This is a genomic window from Brevundimonas sp. GW821-FHT12C05, assembly GCF_058807475.1.
In genome coordinates, this window is sequence record NZ_JBXAQS010000001.1 from 87,958 (window position 1) to 107,090 (window position 19,133).

18 protein-coding genes are annotated in these 19,133 nt (G+C 70.7%); 6 read left to right on the top strand and 12 right to left on the bottom strand.

Annotated elements, in window-relative coordinates; genetic code table 11:
* Positions 1-55: 55 nt before the first annotated feature.
* Together AC1RRF_RS00340 and AC1RRF_RS00345 are read right to left on the bottom strand one after the other, a co-directional pair.
* Entirely contained in the window at positions 56-967 is a 912-nt protein-coding gene (locus tag AC1RRF_RS00340) for an NAD(P)/FAD-dependent oxidoreductase (protein ID WP_492831727.1), read from the bottom strand.
* Complete coding sequence (locus tag AC1RRF_RS00345; protein WP_492831728.1) at positions 964-2,118, bottom strand: DUF1176 domain-containing protein; 1,155 nt, start codon at positions 2,116-2,118, stop codon at positions 964-966. Before AC1RRF_RS00345 ends, AC1RRF_RS00340 begins: the two co-directional genes overlap by 4 nt.
* Before the next feature lie 254 nt (positions 2,119-2,372).
* Here AC1RRF_RS00345 and AC1RRF_RS00350 point away from each other — a divergent pair, with 254 nt between their 5' ends.
* From AC1RRF_RS00350 to AC1RRF_RS00365, 4 genes are all read left to right on the top strand, one after another.
* A complete protein-coding gene (locus AC1RRF_RS00350) occupies positions 2,373-3,587 on the top strand; it encodes an NADP-dependent isocitrate dehydrogenase (protein ID WP_492831730.1) in 1,215 nt (404 codons plus the stop codon).
* Between the two features lie 243 nt (positions 3,588-3,830).
* On the top strand, positions 3,831-4,424 hold the full coding sequence (locus AC1RRF_RS00355) for a DUF2939 domain-containing protein (protein WP_492831732.1): 594 nt from the start codon (positions 3,831-3,833) through the stop codon (positions 4,422-4,424).
* 77 nt (positions 4,425-4,501) lie between these two features.
* Positions 4,502-5,053: a DUF2939 domain-containing protein gene (locus AC1RRF_RS00360; RefSeq protein WP_492831734.1), complete on the top strand. Its 552-nt coding sequence runs from the start codon at positions 4,502-4,504 to the stop codon at positions 5,051-5,053.
* Between the two features lie 35 nt (positions 5,054-5,088).
* Positions 5,089-5,796, top strand: a complete 708-nt coding sequence (locus AC1RRF_RS00365; RefSeq protein ID WP_492831736.1) for a hypothetical protein — start codon at positions 5,089-5,091, stop codon at positions 5,794-5,796.
* A gap of 1 nt (position 5,797) precedes the next feature.
* Here AC1RRF_RS00365 and alaS read toward each other — a convergent pair whose 3' ends face one another.
* Positions 5,798-8,449, bottom strand: coding sequence for an alanine--tRNA ligase (gene alaS, locus AC1RRF_RS00370; RefSeq protein ID WP_492831738.1), 2,652 nt, complete (start codon positions 8,447-8,449; stop codon positions 5,798-5,800).
* Positions 8,450-8,674: 225 nt separating this feature from the next.
* On the opposite strand from alaS, the gene AC1RRF_RS00375 reads away from it, so the two are divergent.
* Positions 8,675-9,013: a hypothetical protein gene (locus tag AC1RRF_RS00375; protein WP_492831740.1), complete on the top strand. Its 339-nt coding sequence runs from the start codon at positions 8,675-8,677 to the stop codon at positions 9,011-9,013.
* Positions 9,014-9,072: 59 nt separating this feature from the next.
* On the opposite strand, the gene AC1RRF_RS00380 is transcribed toward AC1RRF_RS00375, so the two are convergent.
* The 6 genes from AC1RRF_RS00380 to chpT form a co-directional block, all read right to left on the bottom strand.
* Positions 9,073-9,534, bottom strand: a complete 462-nt coding sequence (locus AC1RRF_RS00380; protein WP_492831742.1) for a hypothetical protein — start codon at positions 9,532-9,534, stop codon at positions 9,073-9,075.
* Positions 9,535-9,831: 297 nt separating this feature from the next.
* A complete protein-coding gene (recA, locus tag AC1RRF_RS00385; protein WP_492831744.1) occupies positions 9,832-10,932 on the bottom strand; it encodes a recombinase RecA in 1,101 nt (366 codons plus the stop codon).
* Positions 10,933-11,095: 163 nt separating this feature from the next.
* Positions 11,096-12,991 (bottom strand): M20/M25/M40 family metallo-hydrolase, encoded by a 1,896-nt coding sequence (locus tag AC1RRF_RS00390; protein WP_492831746.1) that lies wholly within the window; start codon positions 12,989-12,991, stop codon positions 11,096-11,098.
* Positions 12,992-13,056: 65 nt separating this feature from the next.
* Positions 13,057-13,872 (bottom strand): CheR family methyltransferase, encoded by an 816-nt coding sequence (locus tag AC1RRF_RS00395; protein ID WP_492831748.1) that lies wholly within the window; start codon positions 13,870-13,872, stop codon positions 13,057-13,059.
* A gap of 4 nt (positions 13,873-13,876) precedes the next feature.
* Positions 13,877-14,248, bottom strand: a complete 372-nt coding sequence (locus tag AC1RRF_RS00400; protein ID WP_492831750.1) for a response regulator — start codon at positions 14,246-14,248, stop codon at positions 13,877-13,879.
* A gap of 104 nt (positions 14,249-14,352) precedes the next feature.
* Positions 14,353-15,009 (bottom strand): histidine phosphotransferase ChpT, encoded by a 657-nt coding sequence (gene chpT / locus AC1RRF_RS00405; RefSeq protein ID WP_492831752.1) that lies wholly within the window; start codon positions 15,007-15,009, stop codon positions 14,353-14,355.
* Positions 15,010-15,098: 89 nt separating this feature from the next.
* Between chpT and cysQ the strand changes: the two genes are divergently transcribed.
* On the top strand, positions 15,099-15,884 hold the full coding sequence (gene cysQ / locus AC1RRF_RS00410; RefSeq protein WP_492831754.1) for a 3'(2'),5'-bisphosphate nucleotidase CysQ: 786 nt from the start codon (positions 15,099-15,101) through the stop codon (positions 15,882-15,884).
* Between the two features lies 1 nt (position 15,885).
* Here the strand turns inward: cysQ and AC1RRF_RS00415 are convergent, their stop codons facing one another.
* From AC1RRF_RS00415 to yczR, 3 genes are all read right to left on the bottom strand, one after another.
* Complete coding sequence (locus AC1RRF_RS00415; RefSeq protein WP_492831756.1) at positions 15,886-17,127, bottom strand: hypothetical protein; 1,242 nt, start codon at positions 17,125-17,127, stop codon at positions 15,886-15,888.
* A gap of 101 nt (positions 17,128-17,228) precedes the next feature.
* Complete coding sequence (locus tag AC1RRF_RS00420) at positions 17,229-17,573, bottom strand: hypothetical protein (protein WP_492831758.1); 345 nt, start codon at positions 17,571-17,573, stop codon at positions 17,229-17,231.
* 106 nt (positions 17,574-17,679) lie between these two features.
* Positions 17,680-19,116 (bottom strand): MocR-like transcription factor YczR, encoded by a 1,437-nt coding sequence (yczR, locus tag AC1RRF_RS00425; RefSeq protein ID WP_492831760.1) that lies wholly within the window; start codon positions 19,114-19,116, stop codon positions 17,680-17,682.
* Positions 19,117-19,133 lie beyond the last annotated feature (17 nt).

Genomic DNA, 19,133 nt, shown 5'->3' on the forward strand with positions numbered 1-19,133 from the left:
TCCAAGGGCCGTGGCCCGAACTCCGGACCCACCCAATCCCGGAGTTCGGGCTGATTTAATTCGGCGGCACGACCAGGCCGTCGGCTTCGCGCAATCGGTTGTGGATCGCGGTCGCGGCCACCGCGGCCTCGGCGCTCGCCACGGCGATCTGGTTCAGGCCGCGCACCACGTCTCCGGCGGCGTAGAGGCCGGGGGTGCTGGTCTGCTGGTGCGCATCGACGAACAGGCGGCCGTCGTCGCCGGTGCGCGCGCCCAGCCCTTCCGCCAGCGCCGCGTTCGGCGAGGTCCCCAGCGCCGAATAGACCAGGTCGAAACTGCGGAATGTCCCGCCCCAGCTCAGGGCTGTGACCCGGTCGCCTTCCAGGCGGACATTGTCGATCGGCGCACAGATCAGTTCGATGCCCAGCCGCGTCAGCTCATCCCGGCAGGTCAGGGCGTCCGCGCCGCCCACATGGATCAGCGCCACCTGTTCCGAATAGGTGCGCAGGAAGGCGGCCTCGCGCCCGCCCCGGTCGTCCATCCCGATCACGGCCACCGCCTTGTCGATGGCTTCATAGCCGTCGCAGATCGGGCAGATGCGCACGAGCGATCGTTCGATGGCCCGCTCGACGCCCGGCAGATCGGGATGATGGTCGGCGACGCCGGTGGCCAGAAGCACGGCCCGTACGCGGATGGTTCGTCCGTTCAGCCGGGCGACGAAACCGTCGCCGTCCCGCTCGAGCGCCTCGACGCGGCCCGCCTCGATCCCGGCGCCATACTCGGTCGCCTGCTCGGTCATGCGCCGCAGGATGGCGTCGCCGGTGATGCCTTGCGGAAAGCCGGGCATGTTGTGACTGACCGGGATCCAGCAGGCCCGCGACGGCCCGTCGTCGGCCACCAACACCCGTCGCCGGAACCGCGCCAGATAGGTGGCGGCGGTCAGCCCGGCGGGGCCGGCGCCGACGATCAGGACCTCGGGGTCCGTCACCCCCTTGTGCGCCACAGGGTCGGCCAGAGGCCGGAGTTCATGCCCCAGCAATCCCCCATGCCGCGCTCTTCGGACAGGGCGAAGCCCTGCGCGGTCCAAGTCCAAGTGGTGATGGTCCCGCAATCGCCCAAGCCCCGTCCGCGCGGGAAGACCGTCAGGGTCTGACGCTGCGGGTCATAGATCGGGTTGACCAGCCAGGGCCCTTCGCCGCCGATATCCCCCTCGGTGCGCGGGGTGCGTTCGGGCAGGGCGGCGGGCCGCACGCCGGAGCCGTCCGGTCGGGCCAGGTAAAGGACGTAGGTCGCGTTATAGGCCCCGCTGCCGCAGGGGATGCCCCACAACACCGTCGAGGCGTCCAGCCGCGCCGCCAGCACGGCCTTGTTCAGGTATTCGTTGTTATCCGCCCGGCAGGTCTTCACCTTTTTCAACCCCTCGATGGCCGCCGGGACCGTCAGGCCGCGCGGCTCGTCCGCCATCGGATTGGCCGCGCCCTCGAACCCGGCCTGCGATACGGGCGGCGCGGGTGTCACCCGGGGCAGGGCCGGGGCGGGCGGCACGGTCGAGTCCGGGCGGGCTCCACGCCGGATCAGCGCCGTCGTCGTGTCCAGCCGTCCCTGACGTTCGTCGATCCATAGCAGGGCGGCCTTGAGGCCCGAGGCGGGGACCGCGCCCTTCTGTCCGCCGCCCTCCAGCGTCAGGGCCTGGGCGTCGGCCGCCGCGATGAGCGCGGTCGCCGGAGAACCGGCGAGCCCGTCCGCGCAGTAGCGGCCGTCGGTTCCCTGCATGCGCAACAGCGGACGGCCGTCCGCCGAGAGGGTGACCGGGTTGGGCGTGTCGTCCTGTCCGGTGAAGCCCAGGCCGAAGCCGATGCAGGGACCGTCGGTGGAGGCGCCGGCGGCTCGGGTGATCCGGATCCAGCTGGTGGCGTCCGAGCCGCTGTAGGCCATGCACTGGTTGCCGTTATCGCAGACCGCGCGCCAGTCGCGGAATTCCCGCGTCTCGCTCGGCGTCGCCGCCGCGGCCGTGGCGGCCGGGTCCGCCGCCGCGACGGGCGCCGGGGCCTGTGGGGTCTCGCCGGCCTTCCCGGGCGCGTCCCGTCCGCAGGCGGTCAGGCTGACCGCGGCCAGGGCCGTCACGATCAAGGCTCGCATGGTGTCTCTCCCCTGAAGGCCGATTTCGACCTTGTCTCGCGGGGCCGGAGCTTTCGCCATCCCGACCGTCGCCATATCCGCATTCCTAGTCAGCGGGCCTGAGGCGCATCGGTTCCGACACGGAGGCGGCGTTTTCCCGGGCGGGGTGAACGACGGTAATCTGTGTCGCGGCGCCCCGGGCTTTGCGCCCCGGCGCGCGGCGGCTATACCCCCGGCCAACCCATCCTATCTCCCAAGGCAAAGGCAGCACGCGCATGGCCAAGATCAAGGTCGCCAACCCCATCGTGGACATCGACGGCGACGAGATGACCCGCATCATCTGGCAGTGGATCAAGGACAAGCTGGTCTTCCCCTACCTCGACGTCGAGCTCGACTATTACGACCTGGGCATGGAACACCGCGACGCCACCGACGACCAGGTGACGATCGACGCGGCTCACGCGATCCAGAAGCACGGCGTCGGCGTCAAGTGCGCCACCATCACCCCGGACGAAGCCCGCGTCGCCGAGTTCGGCCTGAAGAAGATGTGGAAGTCGCCGAACGGCACCATCCGCAACATCCTGGGCGGCGTCGTCTTCCGCGAGCCGATCATCTGCTCGAACGTGCCGCGTCTGGTCCCCGGTTGGACCCAGCCCATCGTCGTCGGCCGTCACGCCTTCGGCGACCAGTACAAGGCCACCGACTTCCTGTTCCCGGGCAAGGGCACCCTGTCGATCAAGTTCGTCGGTGAAGACGGAGCCGTGATCGAGCACGAGGTCTATCAGTCGCCCGGCGCCGGCGTGGCCATGGGCATGTACAACCTGGACGCCTCGATCCGCGACTTCGCCCATGCCTCGTTCAGCTACGGCCTGAACCGCAACTATCCGGTCTATCTGTCGACCAAGAACACGATCCTGAAAGCCTACGACGGCCGCTTCAAGGACATCTTCCAGGAGGTGTTCGACGCCGAGTACGCCGAAGAGTTCAAGAAGCGCGGCCTGACCTATGAGCACCGCCTGATCGACGACATGGTCGCGGCCGCGATCAAGTGGTCGGGCGGCTTCGTCTGGGCGTGCAAGAACTACGACGGCGACGTGCAGTCGGACGTCGTGGCGCAGGGCTTCGGCTCGCTGGGCCTGATGACCTCGGTCCTGATGACCCCGGACGGCAAGATCATGGAGACCGAGGCCGCCCACGGCACCGTGACCCGTCACTACCGCCAGCACCAGAAGGGCGAGGCCACCTCGACCAACTCGATCGCCTCGATCTTCGCCTGGACCGCCGGCTTCAAGCACCGCGCCAAGCTGGACGGCAACGCCGAGCTGGCCCACTTCGCCGAGACCCTGGAGAAGGTCGTCGTCGACACCGTCGAGAGCGGCTTCATGACCAAGGACCTGGCGCTGCTGGTCGGCGACCAGCAGGGCTGGCTGACCACCGAGGGCTTCCTCGACAAGGTCGCCGCCAACCTCGACAAGGCCATGGCTTCCTAAGAAGGGCGCTATCGCTCGCCGCGCGGCGGCTCGCTTCGTTGCGCGCTACCGCTCGGCTCGCGGAGCCTCGCTGCTTGAGCGCGAGCTGTGCGCGAAGCGCTAGGCCGCGTCGGGTCGGGAGGTCCCGCAGGGCCGACGACCGCGGCCCAGAAACAAAGGCCCGCTCGATTCGCGTCCGGCGGGCCTTTCGTTTGAGCGGGCCGCGGGTTCGTGCATTGATGACGGCGTTAACGGAGGGCGGGCGTGAAACTCATCGGCAGACTCATCCTGGCGGCGATCGTGATCGCGGCGATCAGCTTCTTCGCCGCGCCGGGGGTGGCCTTCTTCGCCATCCGTTCGGCGGCGGACGCCAATGACGCCGCGGCCCTGTCGCGGTTGATCGACTACACCGCCGTGCGCCAGTCGCTGCGGCCCCAGCTGAACGGCAATGCGGCGGCCCAGGCCCCGGCGGCCTCCTTCCTCGAAGACCCGATCGGCGCCGTGCGCCGCCAGTTCGAGCAGGCCGCTCCGGCCCTCGGCCCGCAGCCGGACATCTACCTGACCCCCGCCGCCGTCGCCGCCCTGACGCGGGGCGAGGGCCGTTACGCCGCCCAGCGCACCGCACCCGCGCCGGAGGGCGAACGCCGGGACCTGTTCCCGGAGCCGGTCTTCTGGGGCGTCAATCGCGCCCGCATGGCGGTCACGGACGAAGGCGGGTCCAAGACGGTCTTCACCTTCGAGCGCAAGGGTCCGTTCGAGTGGCGGCTGGTCCATGTCGGCCTGCCCGAGGGCGCCGCCCCGCCCCTCTCAGGCGCCCCCGTTCCCCGGGTGGAGTCGGGCGGCACGAAAGGCGGCTGACACCGCTTCCACTGGCGCGCCGCCTCGACTCGGGCAACCGTGACGGTGGGAAGGCGTTACGACGCCAGAGGGATGACATGACCAAGAGACTGCTGACCGGCGCCGTGCTGGCGGCGGTGGCGTTGTTCGCCGCCGCCTGGGCCGTGGCGCCCATCGTCGCCGGCCAAGCCCTGATCCGCGCGGCCAAGGCCGGGGACGCCCGCAAGCTGGAACAGCTGGTCGATTTCCCGGCCCTGCGCGGGAGCTTGAAGGATGAGCTGAACAAGGAGCTGGTCGCGCGAATGGGCCGTGATCCGCGCGTGGTCGAAAGCGGCCTGGGCGGGCTGGGCATGATGCTGGCGCCGATGATCCTGTCGGGCGCCGTCGACACCGCGGTCACGCCTGAGGTGCTGGCTCAGATGGTCACCACCGCCGAGGCGCCCGATCCCGGCCGCCGGACCCCGTCGGAGCCCGGGGATCGGAAGAGCGACAAGGACATCCATCAGGCCTGGGGCTACCGCGACCTGAACCATTTCGCCGTGACCCTGACCGACCGCGATCATCCCGACCAGCACCTGGCCCTGATCCTGGAACGCCGTGGCCTGTTCACCTGGAAGCTGGCCGCCGTGGACCTGCAGAACGAGGAATGAGTAGGAAGGAGGATCGTCCTGTCCGGAGTCCTCCCATGTCCCGCCGCCCGTCGTTCCTAGTCGTTTACTCCGCCATCGCCACCACGATCCTGGGGGCTTTCGTGGTCACAGAGGCCGTCAGCGGGCCGGAGCGCACGGCTTTCGAGGAGATCGACGTCAAGCGCATCAACATCCGCGAGGACGACGGCACCCTGCGGATGACCATCTCCAACACCGCCCGCTTCCCGGGCCTCATCATCCGCGGGGAGGAGCATCCGCATCCGAACCGCACCACCGCGGGCATGCTGTTCTTCAACGACGAAGGCACCGAGAACGGCGGGCTGATCTTCGGCGGCGCGCGCAAGGCCGACGGGTCGGTCGAGGGGTACGGCCACCTGAGCTTCGATCAGTTCGAGCAGGACCAGGTGGTCGCCCTGAACCAGATCGAGGAGGGCGGCGAGCGCACGGCCGGGCTGACGATCTCGGACCGGCCGGACCAGTCGATCGAGGTCGCCACCACCCGGCTGCAGGGCCTGACCGGGGACGCCCGGACGGCCGAGCTCGCGCGCCTGAGGGCTGAGGGCGCGTTTGGAAACCAGCGCGCCTACTTCGGCAAGGACGCGGAACGGGCGTCGAAGATGGAGCTGCGTGACGCCCAGGGCCGGACGCGGCTGCGTCTGCACGTGACGGCGGACGGCCAGGCCTCGATCCAGTTCCTGGACGAGGCCGGCCGTGTAACGCGCACCGTCACGCCCGAGAGCTGACCTAGCCCGCCAGCGCCGCCCGCACCGCCGCCAGGCCTTCTTCGGCCTTGCCGCCTTCGGGGGCGCCGCCCTGGGCGAAGTCGGGCTTGCCGCCCGCGCCCTGGCCGCCCATCGCCAGCACCGCCGCGCGGGCGAGGTCCGCCGCATTGACCGTGCCGGTGATGTCCGAGGTGACGGCGACGGTGATCGCCGCCTTGCCCTCGGTCACGCCGATCAGGGCGACAACGCCCGAACCGACCTGCTTGCGGAAGTCCTCGGCCACGCCGCGCAGACCCTTGCCGTCGACGCCGTCCAGCACGCGGGCGATCAGCTTGACGCCGTTGATCTCCTCGGGCGCGGTATTGGCCGAAGCCCCGCCGCCGCCCAGGGCCAGTTGCTTCTTCAGCTCGGCGACCTGCTTCTCCAGCGCCTTGACCGAACCGGTCAGGGCCTCGACCCGCGCGGGCACGTCGCCCGTCTGGACCTTGAAGCTCTGGGCCAGGCCCTTGGCCACGCCCGCCTGGGCCAGCAGGTACTGGCGCGCGGCCTCGCCGGTCAGGGCCTCGATGCGGCGGACGCCGGCGGCGATGCCGGTTTCCTGCACCACCTTGAACAGGGCAATGTCGCCGGTGCGGGCCACGTGGGTGCCGCCGCACAGCTCGACCGAATAGGGGGCGTTGTCGCCGGTCAGCGAGCGGCCCAGCGTCAGGACGCGAACCTCGTCGCCGTACTTCTCGCCGAACAGGGCGATGGCGCCGGCCTCGATCGCGGCCTCGGGAGCCATCAGCTTGGTCTCCGTCGGGACGTTCTGGCGGATGACGGCATTGACCTCGGTCTCGATGGCCGACAGTTCGGCCTCGGTCAGCGGGGCGTTGTGGCTGAAGTCGAAGCGCGCGCGTTCGGCGTCGACCAGCTGGCCCTTCTGGGCCACCGCAGGGCCGAGGATGTTCTTCAGCGCCGTGTGCAGCAGGTGGGCGGCCGAGTGGTTGGCGCGCGTGGTGCGGCGCTTCTCGGCGTCGACCAGCTGGGCCGCGCGGGTTCCGATCTCCAGCTTGCCCGCCGTGATCTGGACCGACAGCACGTGCAGGTCGCCGGCGTGCTTCTTGACGTCGATGACCTCGGCCTCGCCGCCCGGCCACTCGAACGTGCCGTGGTCGCCCGCCTGGCCGCCGCTCTCGGCGTAGAAGGGGGTGGTGTCGAACAGGACCTCGACGATGTCGCCGGCCTCGGCCGCATCGACCGGCGCGCCGCCGCTCATGATGGCCAGGACCTCGCCCGAACCCTCGATGGCGTCATAGCCGGTGAAGACGGTCGGCCCCAGGCGGTCGCGGATGGTCAGCCATTCGCCGGCGTTGGCGGTCTGGCCCGAACCCTTCCAGTGCTCGCGCGAGCGCTGGCGCTGCTCGGCCATGGCGGCCTCGAAGCCGTCGACGTTGACCGAATAGCCGCGGCGACGCGCCTCGTCCTGCGTCAGGTCCAGCGGGAAGCCGTAGGTGTCGGACAGGGTGAAGGCCGTCTGGCCGTCCAGCATGTCGCCGGGCTTGAAGCCCTGCACCGCCGTGTCGAACAGGTTCATGCCCTTGGACAGGGTGGTGCGGAAACGGATCTCTTCCTGCTTCAGCGTATCCTCGACGAAGGCCTGGGCGCGCTTCAGCTCGGGGAAGGCGTCGCCCATCTCGCCGACCAGGGTCGGCACCAGGCGGTGGATCAGGGGATCGCTCGCGCCCAGCAGGTGGGCGTGACGCATGGCGCGGCGCATGATGCGGCGCAGGACATAGCCCCGCCCCTCGTTCGAGGGGGTGACGCCGTCGGCGATCAGGAAGGACGACGAGCGCAGATGGTCGGCGATGACGCGGTGGCTGGACGCCATCTCGCCGTTGGGATCGGTCCCGGTCGCATCCGCCGAGGCGGCGATCAGGGTCTGGAACAGGTCGGTGTCGAAGACCGAGTTCTTGCCCTGCAGCACCGAGGCGATGCGCTCCAGGCCCATGCCGGTGTCGACCGAGGGCTTGGGCAGCTGGCGAACGATCTGGTCGTTCTCCTTCTCGAACTGCATGAAGACGTTGTTCCAGATCTCCACATAGCGGTCGCCGTCCTCATCCGGCGAGCCGGGAGGGCCGCCGGGGACGTGGTCGCCGTAGTCCCAGAAGATCTCGGTGCACGGACCGCAGGGGCCGTTGTCGCCCATGGCCCAGAAATTGTCCGAACCGGCGATGCGGATGATCTTGTCGTCGCTGAAGCCGGTGACCTTCTTCCAGATCGCGGCGGCCTCGTCGTCGTCGATGTAGACGGTGACCAGCAGGCGCTTGGGATCCAGGCCGAAGTCCTTGGTGACCAGCTCCCAGGCGCGGTCGATCGCGTGTTCCTTGAAGTAGTCGCCGAAGCTGAAGTTGCCCAGCATCTCGAAGAAGGTCAGGTGGCGCGCGGTGTAGCCGACGTTGTCCAGGTCGTTGTGCTTGCCGCCCGCGCGGACGCATTTCTGCGAGCTGGTGGCGCGCGGATACGGCGGGGTGGCCGCGCCCGTGAAGTAGTCCTTGAACGGCACCATGCCCGCGTTGACGAACATCAGCGTCGGGTCGTTCTGCGGCACCAGCGGAGCCGAGTGGACCTTCTCGTGCCCATCGGCCGCGAAGTAGTCGAGGAAGGTCGAACGGATCTGTTTGAGGCTGGTCATGGGACGCGCATTCGAGAAGGGGGATCGGCCGTCATATAGGGGTTCTGGCCCCTTTGCATCACCCGGGCGTGATGTCGGAGCCGTGGCGGCGGGCCGGTCGCCGTCGAGGCCCGCCGGCGGGTGCGCCGGTGCGGATTCACCTCTCACACGAACTTGTTATTTAAGGTTGTGTAAATGGCGCCGCTTACTACCTACGCGCCGGAGGGGCGTGTGAAGGAGGGTATCATGTCGATCAAGATGCTTGGCGCCGCCGTGGCGGGCCTGACCCTGTCGATGTCGCTCGGAGCGGCGGCTCCGGCTCCCGCGGCGGCGGTCCAGCAGTACTACCCCGGGCCGGGGATCTACTGCTTCAGCGGCCATAGCGATTGTTTCCCGATCGCCTATTCCTATGAGGTCTATTCGGACGCGGAACACGCCAACCTGATCGGCAGCGGGTCCGACAGCTGCGTCCAGTCGGGTTCGATGATCTTCGTCACCTCGCCGTGGCTGCCGGCCGGCTATGAGGTGAAGACCCCGATGTACGTCTGTTCGGGCTTCGGCCCCTATCTGCCGCCGGAGTGGTAGGCGGAGCGTCCATCTGACGAAGGAAGCGGGGCGGTCCGGAAGGGCCGCCCCGTTCTGCGTCAGCGGTCGGCGCGCAGCAGGCGGGCGGCCGTGAAGGCGAGGGCCAGACCGAACAGGGCATGAGCCAGCAGCCCCAGTCCGATCATCTCCGCCGCCGGCGCGGCGCGCGCCGGGGCGGCCGACAGGGGGACGACGACGGCGTTCATCACCCCGTAGACGACCACGCCGAAGCCGAGGCCCGACAGGACCGGACGGCGCAGGACCGCGGGGGCCTGGGTGGCGGCGAGAATGAAGATGACGCCCCAGATGACGGCGAGGACGAAGTGCGCGGCCAGCCCGATCGCCGCCGCGCCCCATCCACCCTGGAAGGCCGCGGGGCCCAGCAGTCCTGAGGCCACCGCCTGCAGGATCTGTTCCGGCGAGGCGGGCCGGTAGATGACGAAGGCGGTCAGAATGTCCGCCGCGCCGCCGGCGAGGCCAGCGAAGAGGGCGGCGCGCGCGCCGGAACCCGGTTTGATCATGTGAAGTCCTCCCGGCGCCGACGATCACCCCTTCCGGCCCGTCCGGCAATCCCATCGCGACGCGCGGGTTCGATTGAGGCCCTCAGGGCGGCACGGCCCTCTCCGCCTCCGGACTGGCAAGCCCGGATGAAAAAAGGCCGCCCGACCCGGCGGGGGTCGAGCGGCCGCTCCATCCGGCCCGGCCCGGCGGGGTCGGATGGCGGGTCGGCGAACCCGGCCGGAGAAGTGTTGGTGAAATGGGCGCCCGAAATTTTTTCGAGTGCACTTTAGTGGACTTTTGCCAGGCTCAGCCTGACGTCAGCCTTCCAGGTCCTGGCCCTCGTCCGGCTCGGGCGTGCCCAGCAGTTCGTCGGCGATCTTGTTGGTCGAGGCGCGCACGGCCTTCTCGATCGAGTCGGCGACATCCGGATTGGCCTTGAGGAAGGCGCGCACATTCTCGCGGCCCTGGCCGATACGCTGGCTGTCGTAGGAGAACCAGCTGCCTGACTTCTCGACGATGCCGGCCTTGACCCCCAGGTCGATGATCTCGCCCAGCTTGGAGATGCCTTCGCCGTACATGATGTCGAAGATGACCTCGCGGAACGGCGGGGCGACCTTGTTCTTGACCACCTTCACGCGGGTGGTGTTGCCGACCACTTCGTCGCGGTCCTTGATCGCGCCGGTGCGGCGGATGTCGAGACGGACCGAGGCGTAGAATTTCAGCGCATTGCCGCCGGTCGTGGTTTCCGGCGAGCCGTACATGACCCCGATCTTGTGACGGATCTGGTTGATGAACAGGACGATGCACTGAGACTTGTTGATCGAGGCGGTCAGCTTGCGCAGGGCCTGGCTCATCAGGCGCGCCTGTAGGCCGGGCAGGCTGTCGCCCATCTCGCCCTCGATCTCGGCGCGCGGCGTCAGGGCGGCGACGGAGTCGACCACCACGATGTCCACGGCGCCCGAGCGCACCAGGGTGTCGACGATCTCCAGCGCCTGCTCGCCCGTGTCGGGCTGCGAGACCAGCAGGTCGTCCAGGTTCACGCCCAGCTTCTGGGCGTAGCCGGGGTCGAGCGCGTGTTCGGCGTCGACGAAGGCGGCGACGCCGCCGGCCTTCTGGATTTCCGCGACGGTGTGCAGGGCCAGGGTCGTCTTGCCCGAGCTTTCCGGGCCGAACACCTCGATGACCCGGCCGCGCGGCAGGCCGCCGATGCCGAGCGCCATGTCCAGGCCCAGCGATCCGGTCGAGACGCTGGCGATCTCGGCGACGACGCCGCCCTTGCCGAGCTTCATCACCGAGCCCTTGCCGAAGGCGCGATCGATCTGCGCGATCGCCGCCTCGAGGGCGCGTTGCTTGTCGCCGTCTTCCTTGCCCACCAATTTCAAAGCCGCCTGTGACACTGCCTTCGTCTCCCTTGCCATGATTCCCATCTGGTTTCGGGAGAGACCCGCCATGGACCCGCCCCCTCGTTATGTGAGGCGGACTATGTGCATGGTTTGTTCTGGTTCACAAGATGTTCTCTTTCTGTCCCCGTCCAGTTCCGGTTTCATACGTCCAAATTTGACGTATTGGGCCTGGGGCGGCCTAGCTGTTCCGTGACGACGCCTGCGGATCGCGGGCCATGGGCTCGGCGGCCTGGGCATAGGCCGACAGCCCCGCGCCGAGGATCAGCACGCCCAGCGCGACCATCAGCAACGGTCGCTCGGCCGCGGGCTCGGGGCTGAAGGGGCGGACCAGCATGAGGCCCAGCAGGCCGAGCAGGGCCAGCACCCCGGGCAGGTCCATGCCGATGCCGAGGAAGACCGGGTGGGCCATGCCGATCAGCCAGGCCCCGCCCAGGACGGCGGCGACCGCGACGGCGGTCAGCGACTTGGGCCGGGTCAGGCCCGGATCGAGCGCGGCCGCGGCGACCGCCGCCAGCCCGGCCAGCAGGGCCGGCCACAGGAACAGGAAGGCCGTCTCGGGCGCCGCCGCCTGCGCGCCCGCTGCGAACACCAGGGCCAGGGCGATCAGTCCGGTCCAGCCGCCCCAGACGCTGCGCGCGGCCAGTCCGGGCGCCAGCGACAGGCCGACGGCCACGACGCCCGCGCCGACGATCAGGAGATTGAATCCGCCCAGCACGATGGTCAGGACGGTCAGGACCGCCAGGGCCCCGGCGGTCACGCGCCGGTCGGACCGCGTCCGGCCGCCCAGCACCGCCAGCATCAGGGCCAGCACGGCCAGCGCCGCGCCCGCCTCCAGCCACGGCAGCCGGGCCAGCAGGGTGTAATAGGCCTCCGCGCTCTCGGCCCGCTCCGACAGAGGTCCGCCGGCCAGCCGCACCGCATGGGTCAGCACCAGTCCGCTGGTCAGGAACCACAGGCCGTCGACCATGCCGCGCCCGACGTCGGCGAAGGTCAGGCCCGCGCGCCGCCGCGCCAGCGCCGCGGCGCCGGCCAGCAGGGCGGCGGCCACGACCCACAGCCCCCATCCGATCACCGGCGGATAGTGGATCACGAACCGGCCGAACACGTCGGCGTAGACGGCGTTGGTCGTGGCGGCGGGCAGGGCGCGCGCGCGCACCAGGGCGTCCGCCGTCTCCAGCGCCTGCGCGCCGATGTGCTGCACGCTGCCCTGATCCAGGGTCTCCGGGGTCGAGGTGGAGGCGTGGTACTGTGCGGGCCGGCCGATGAAGGCGAAATTGACCCCCTGCACGCCGCGCGCTTTGGGCACGGTGAAGTCGGTGCCGTTGGGCATGGTCTCGTAGACGAAGACGGCCAGGGAGTTGGAGGTCACCCCGCCCGTGGCCTTAACCCCCGCCCCGCCGAACAGGGCGACGGTCTGGGCGTTGCCGCGTCCGGTCTCGAACATCATGGCTCGGCCGCCGCCGCCGCGCGCCTCCAGATTGACCACGGCGCCGATGTGGTCGCGCAGGGGGTGGCCGCCCCAGAACACCCGCGCCCCGTCCAGGTCCAGCTCCTCGCCGTCGGTGAACAGGACCACCAGGGTGCGCTCCGCCGGGCCCCGCGCGCGGATCGCGCGCACCGTCTCCAGCACCGCCGCCAGGCCCGTGGTGTCGTCCGCCGCTCCGGGCGAATGCGGGACGGTGTCGTAGTGGGCCATCAGGGCCACGGCGGGCAGGGCGGGGTTCCGCCCCGGCAGCACGCCGATAAGATTGGTGGCGCTGAAGTCGGCCGCCGCCGGATCGCCGCCCTGCTGGCTCAGCCGCCGCGCCGAGCCGGGCGAGATCGGCCCGGTCTGGGTCGAGGTCTGCAGACCCAGGGCGCCCATGCGCTGCAGCAGATAGGCCTGCACCCGCGCATGATCAGGCGAGCCGATGGGGTGGGGGCGTTGCGCGATCTGGCGCACATCGGCCATGGCCCGTCCGGCGGAGAAGGTTGTCGCGGGGGCGTCCGCCGCGACGGGACGCGGGACCTGCAGGGTCAGCACCCCGATGGCCAGCGCCAGAGCCAACGATCCGATCAGCCAGAACAGACGCATGTCGACATTCCCCCGGGACGACCGGAAGCGACGCTACGACAGGAATTCGGTTTGGCGAAGGGGGATCAGGCCGCCCGGCGCACGGCCGTCGGCGACTTGACGAACAGGCCCCGGCGACCGGCCACCGCGCGGAAGGCGACGCTGTCGCCCTCGATCCGCTCGTCGGGGCCGAGGAACAGCACGCCGTCATCGACCAGCCGCCGCTCGAGGTTGTCCAGCACCTGGATCCGCCGCGCCGGTTCCATGTCGTCCAGCAGGTTGCGGCAGAAGATGACGTCGAAGCGCGCGTCGTCGGTCGGCGCGTCCAGCAGGTTGGCGCGGGCGAAATGCACCGTGGCGCGCAGCTGGGGCTTGGCGATCCAGGCGTCGTCGGCCTGTTCGAACCAGCGCAGCATGGTCTCGGCCTTCAGCCCGCGCTGGATTTCGAAGCCGGTGTAGGCGCCGGTGCGGGCCTTCTCCAGCGCGCGCTGCGACAGGTCGGTGCCGACGATCTCGACCGGGGCGCCGGCGTCCAGCGCGGCCATGGCGATCGACCAGGGCTCCTGCCCGGTGGAGCAACCCGCCGACCAGACGCGCACCGGCTGGCCGGTCCGCGCGCGGCTAAGAGCCGGCAGCAGTTCGCCGCCCAGGGTGTCGAAGGTCGGACGGTCGCGGCGGAACCAGGTCTCGGGGTTCAGCAGGGCCTCGATGATCGACCAGCCCAGAGTCGCCACCGGCTTGGCCCACAGCGAGCCCAGCATGGCGTCGACGGTCTCGAACCCTTCGCGCCGGGCCACGGGGCCCAGGCGGTGCTCGGCCAGCTTCATCCGGTCGCGCGTCAGCCGGAACCCCGCGCGCGAGGCCATCAGCGATTGCAGGCGATCGAAATCCTCGGGCGACATGGGGTCAGACGGCTCCCACCTCGGCGAATTTGGATGTCAGGATCTCACCGTCGAACGGCTTCATCACATAGTCGTCGGCGCCCGCGGACAGGGCCTCGGCGATGCGTTCGGCGCGCGTCTCGATGGTGCAGAACAGCACCTTGGGCGCGGCTCCGTCGGGCAGGGTTCGCAGGCGGCGCAGGAAGGTCAGGCCGTCCATCACCGGCATGGACCAGTCCAGCAGGATCACCTCGGGCATCAACCCGGCGCAGAAGGCCAGGGCTTCGGAGCCGTCGGCGGCCTCGTCGACCTCGAACCCCAGGCCCTCGACGATGCGACGGGCGACCTTCCGGATGATCCGGCTGTCGTCGACGATCAGACACGTTCTGGGGGTCAAGTTCGTATCCTGGGGGCGAAACAAAGGCGCAACGCCCGCGTGTGCATCTAGGCCTATGATCGCTTTGAGCCGGTTAACGAGTCCTTGGGAAACCGCCTTAAGCGTCAGTTAGGCATGCGGGCGATCAGCGCCACGCGGCCGTCTTCGACCTGGACCTCCAGCGTCCCGCCCGCGTCGTGGGCGGTCAGCCAGAGCCAGTAGGGCTGGATCCACTGGCCCGGGAGGCCTTCGGACAGGGGTTGGCCGGCCAGGCCGGCCACGGCCTCGGCCTTCAGCCGGGCCCGGGCGCCCTCGGCGATCCCCTCGATCACAAGCCCGTCACCCTCGGCGCGCGTGCGCACGGTCGCCACGCCGCCGGAGGGCAGGGCCGCCACGGTCAGATAGGCCAGGTTCACCAGCGCCCGTGACTGCGGCTTGGAATAGGTCCCCTCGGTCACGGCCCATTGCAGCGTCGCGCGACCGCCTTCGGTCAGGCCGGACACCAGCTCGCCCAGCTCCGCGCCCGAGAAACGCTCGGCCGAGGTCGCGGCGCCGAAGGCGACGCGGGCGAAGCTGACCAGGGCGATCATCTTCTTCGCGCTGGCCTCGATCAGGCCCATGGCGTCGTCGCGCATGTCCTGGGCCGACGGGTCCTTGAGCAGGTCCAGCCCTGAGCTGATCGCGCCCGCCGGGCTGATGAAGTCATGGCAAAGCTTGCCCGCGACCAGGGTCGCGAGGGCCTGCCCGTCAGGCAGGGCGGTGGTCGGCGCGGTGTCGGTCATCGGGTCCGGAGGCGGTTGGGCGGAGTATCCCCAAGGCTGACCTGATTTGCCGGTTCTTCAAACCGCCCGGATGCTCTATCGGATCGGCCATGAGCAACCGACTGATCGCCGACCTCGCGTCGGGCGCCCTGGCCGAGGCGCTGGCCGACATCACCGAAGAAGCCGCGCGGGTCATCCTTCCGTACTGGCGTTCGGGCGTCGTGGCCGAGAGCAAGAAGGACGACAGTCCCGTCACCCAGGCCGACCGCGAGGCCGAGGCCTTGATCCTGCAGCGCCTCGCCGCCCTCTATCCCGAGGTGCAGGCCGTGGCCGAGGAGCAGGTCGCCGCGAACGGCGTCGCCGAGATCCTGGGCGAATGGTTCTGGCTGATCGATCCGCTGGACGGCACCCGCGGCTTCATCGAAGGCCGCGAGAGCTACACCGTCAACATCGCCCTGATCCACAAGGACACCCCGGTCGCCGGCGTGGTCACCGCCCCCGCGACCCAGGTCACCTGGCGCAGCGGGGCGCCGGGCAAGGGCGCCTTCCGCCGCCGCTTCGGCGAGGCGTGGACCACGATCAAGGTGCGCGAACGCCCGGCCTCGCCGACCGCCCTGCTGAGCCACAGCATGACCGACGACGAGGCGGCGCGCCTGGCCTCGCGCCACGGCTGCGTCCAGTGGCAGGGCACGGACTCCTCGCTGAAATTCTGCCTGATCGCCGAGGGCCGTTTCGACGCCTATCCGCGCACCGGTCCGACGTCCGAATGGGATACCGCCGCCGGGCAGGCGGTGCTGGAAGCCGCGGGCGGGCGGGTCATGGCCGAGGACGGCCAGCCGCTGCGCTACGGCAAGCCGTGCCACGCCAACGGCGGCTTCGTCGCCCTGGGCGGCTGATCTAGATCTCGACGGCTTCCGGCATCGCCAGCACGGCGCGGTCGGCCAGGGCCGGGGCGCCCATTTCGCGCGCGGTCTCCATCGCCTCGGCCAGCATCAGGCCGACGGACCGCGCCTCCACGCCGGTCAGGCGGGCGCGGGCCAGGAACAGCTGCGCCATGCCGATCTGATCGGCGGCCCAGTCCAGCGGCTGCACCCGCAGGGGCTCCGACAGCCGGCGGCGAACCACCGCTTCCAGTCCGTTCAGTGCAGTCAGGTCGCCGAGGGCCTCGGCCAGCGCGACTTCGGCGGACAGGCGCCGCTCGCGCACCAGAGCGCCCAGCAGCAGGCCCGGTTCGCGGGTTTGGGCCTCGGCCTGCGCCAGCATCAGCAGCGGCGTGTCCTTGCTGGTCCCGGCCAGCAGCACGGCGGCCCAGTCGAGCGGGCTATGGTCAGGGGTGAACTGATCGGCGGCGGCGTCGAACAGGGCCCGGCCTTGGGCGGCCGCGGCGTCATCCCGGGCCAGGACCGCCAGGGCGGCCATGCCGGCGCCGGCCAGCGAAAGCGCGCGGGCGCGGGTCAGGGGGCGATGATCGGGCGAGGCCGCTTCCACCAGCGCGCGCAGGTCGCGTCCGGCCTGATCCAGCATGCGCGGATCGCGGCGCGTCACCCCGGCCTCCAGCGACAGGGCGGCGCGGTCCAGCCGCAGCTCGTCGGCCACCGTCGGCGGCAGGGCGCGGGCGTCGTGAACGGCGGCGTCCAGCAGGGCGCCGGCGTCCAGAAGAGCGTGGGTGTCGCCGCTCAGTCGGGCGCGCCGGGCGCACAGGCGGGCGTGCAGGGCGGCGGCGGACGATCGGGTCGCCGGCCGCTCGCAGGTCAGGCTCTGCACATCCGATAGGGCGGCGGTCAGGGCCGCCGGGCCGCCGAACAGGTCGAAGCGCAGCAGATGGATGGCGGCGGATTCGATCGCGGCGGCGGCGGTCTGGTCCGGGCTGGTGGTGTGGCGGGCGGCGTCGGAGGCGGCGGCTCCGGCGCGCTCCAGGCTGATCCGGCTGCCGGTGCGGCGGGCATGCTCGCGCCAGAGCGTGGATGAGCGCATCCAGCCGTCGAAGGGCCGCGTCGCCGATACCCGGCCCGCATCGACGCCCTCGCGCCGGGCCTCGACCTGAACCAGATCCGCGCCGACCAGCTCCAGCCAGCCGAGGTCCTCGCTTTCGCGAGCCTTCTCGAACAGCTTTCTCAGATCGCGGCCGAATTCAAACATGCACGCAGCTCCGGCGCCGTCCCGCTTCGGGACGGACGAATGGTCCCCGGGTCGCACTCAAGCAAACGCAGCGCCGCGTCGGTGGTTCGTTCGAAAAAACTTCAACCCAGGCGGGGTGTGCGGGCGCGGCAGCGCTGCAGGCCGGCGCGGGCCTCGGCGTTGTTGGTGCTGAGCTCACGCACGGCGCGGATCCGGGCGCGGGTCTGCTCGGCCTCGGCGACGGCGGGGGTGCGGCCCGCGGCGGCGGCGGACTGGGTCGCGTTCAACGACCAGTACAGGGCGGCGTCGTACAGGGTCCGACCCTCGCCGGTCTCCCCGCCCTCGAGTTCGGACGCCGCCTGGGTCAGCCCCGCACAGCGCACCACCTCGTCATAAGGCAGGGTCTGTTCGGGCGCGCTTTGCGCACCCGCCAGGGACAGCACGGCCAGGAAGGCCATCGCGAACATCGGATCCTCCACGGCACGCCCGGGCCGTTTTGCCGGAACAGCAAACCACGGGGGAGTGACAGAAGAAAGTCCGTGATTCACCCCAGATGCGGCTGTCCACCGGTGGCTAGAGCACAACGCCCTCGTCGCGGCGCGACGCGCGGGGTCGTTTGCGGTCCAGCGTCGCCCAGGCCTCGGCCAGCCGGTCCACCGCCTGCTCCAGATCGGCCTCCGGCAGGGTGAAGGGCAGGCGCACGAAGCGCCGGAAGGCGCCGCCGACGCCGAACCGCGTGCCCGGCGCGATCCGCACGCCCAGCGGACCCGCCGCTTCGGCCAGGGCTTCGCTGGCGGGGCGTGGCAGCCCCACCCACAGCGACAATCCCCCGGCCGGGCGACACGCCTCCCAATCCGGGGATGCCGCCGCCAGCCGGGTCCGCAGATGAGCTTCGCGCGCCGCCAGCTGCCGGCGCCGTTCGGCCAGGGGCGCCCGATCTCCGCTCAGCAGCGTCGCCGCCGCCAGTTGTTCGATGATGGGCACGCCCAGGTCCATGGAGGCCCGGCTGCGGACCACCGCCTCGACCACCGTCGGCGCGGCCCGGAGCCAACCGATCCGCAGTCCGCCCCACCAGCTCTTGCTGATCGAACCCAGCCGGATCACGTGACCCCCGAGCTCGCGCGGCGGGGGCGGCGGCGCGTCGAAACCCAGCTCCCGCAGCGTCTCATCCAGGATCAGGGTCGAGCCGGCGCGCCCGGCGGCGGCGGCGATGGCGGCCTCCTGCTCGGCCGTCATGACCCGCCCGGTCGGATTGTGGTGCGTCCCGATCAGATAGATGAGGCGCGGCCTCGCCCGCTCGATCGTCGCGGTCAGGGCGTCGATGTCCCAACCCTCCGCCGGCAGGGCGACCGGCGCGGGCCGCAGTCCGGCCCGGACGATGGCGTCGATGGCGTGATGGAAGGTCGGATGGTCGATCAGCACCGCGTCCCCGGGCCGCGCCAGCGACCGCAGCAGCAGCGCCAGCGCGTTCTGGGCGCCCGCCGTGACCACGATCTGGTCCGCCGATGTCGCCAGCCCCATCCGCTCATAGTCTCGCGCCACGGCGTCGCGCAGGGACCGGACGCCGACCGGGCCGTAGCCGTGGCCGGGGAGGTGAGCGGGCAGGGACGCCAGCGCCTGGGCGTAGGCGGCGTGCAGATGGGCGCCCGCGGGCATCACCGCCGTGGCCATGTCGATCAGGCCTGAGGCCTCGCGGTGGTGCAGCGGGTCGCGACGGCCGGCCGGTCCCGGCGGCAAGGCGGTGAAGCTGCCGGACCCGACCCGGCTGACCACGAAACCGTCGGCTCGCAGGCGGTCCAGGGCGGCGCTGACCGTGATCCGGCTCAGCCCCAGGGTCTCGGCCAGCCGTCGCTCTCCGGGCAGTTTGGCGTCCAGCGGCAGGCGGCCGTCCAGCACCAGCCGCTTCAGCGCCTCGGCCAGGCTGCGGTAGGCGGCGTCGTCGCCATGCGCCGCGCGCCACTCGTTCAGCTGGCGGGTCAGGGCGAGAGGATTGACGATGGGAGCGTTCACAGGGCCACACTCGAACA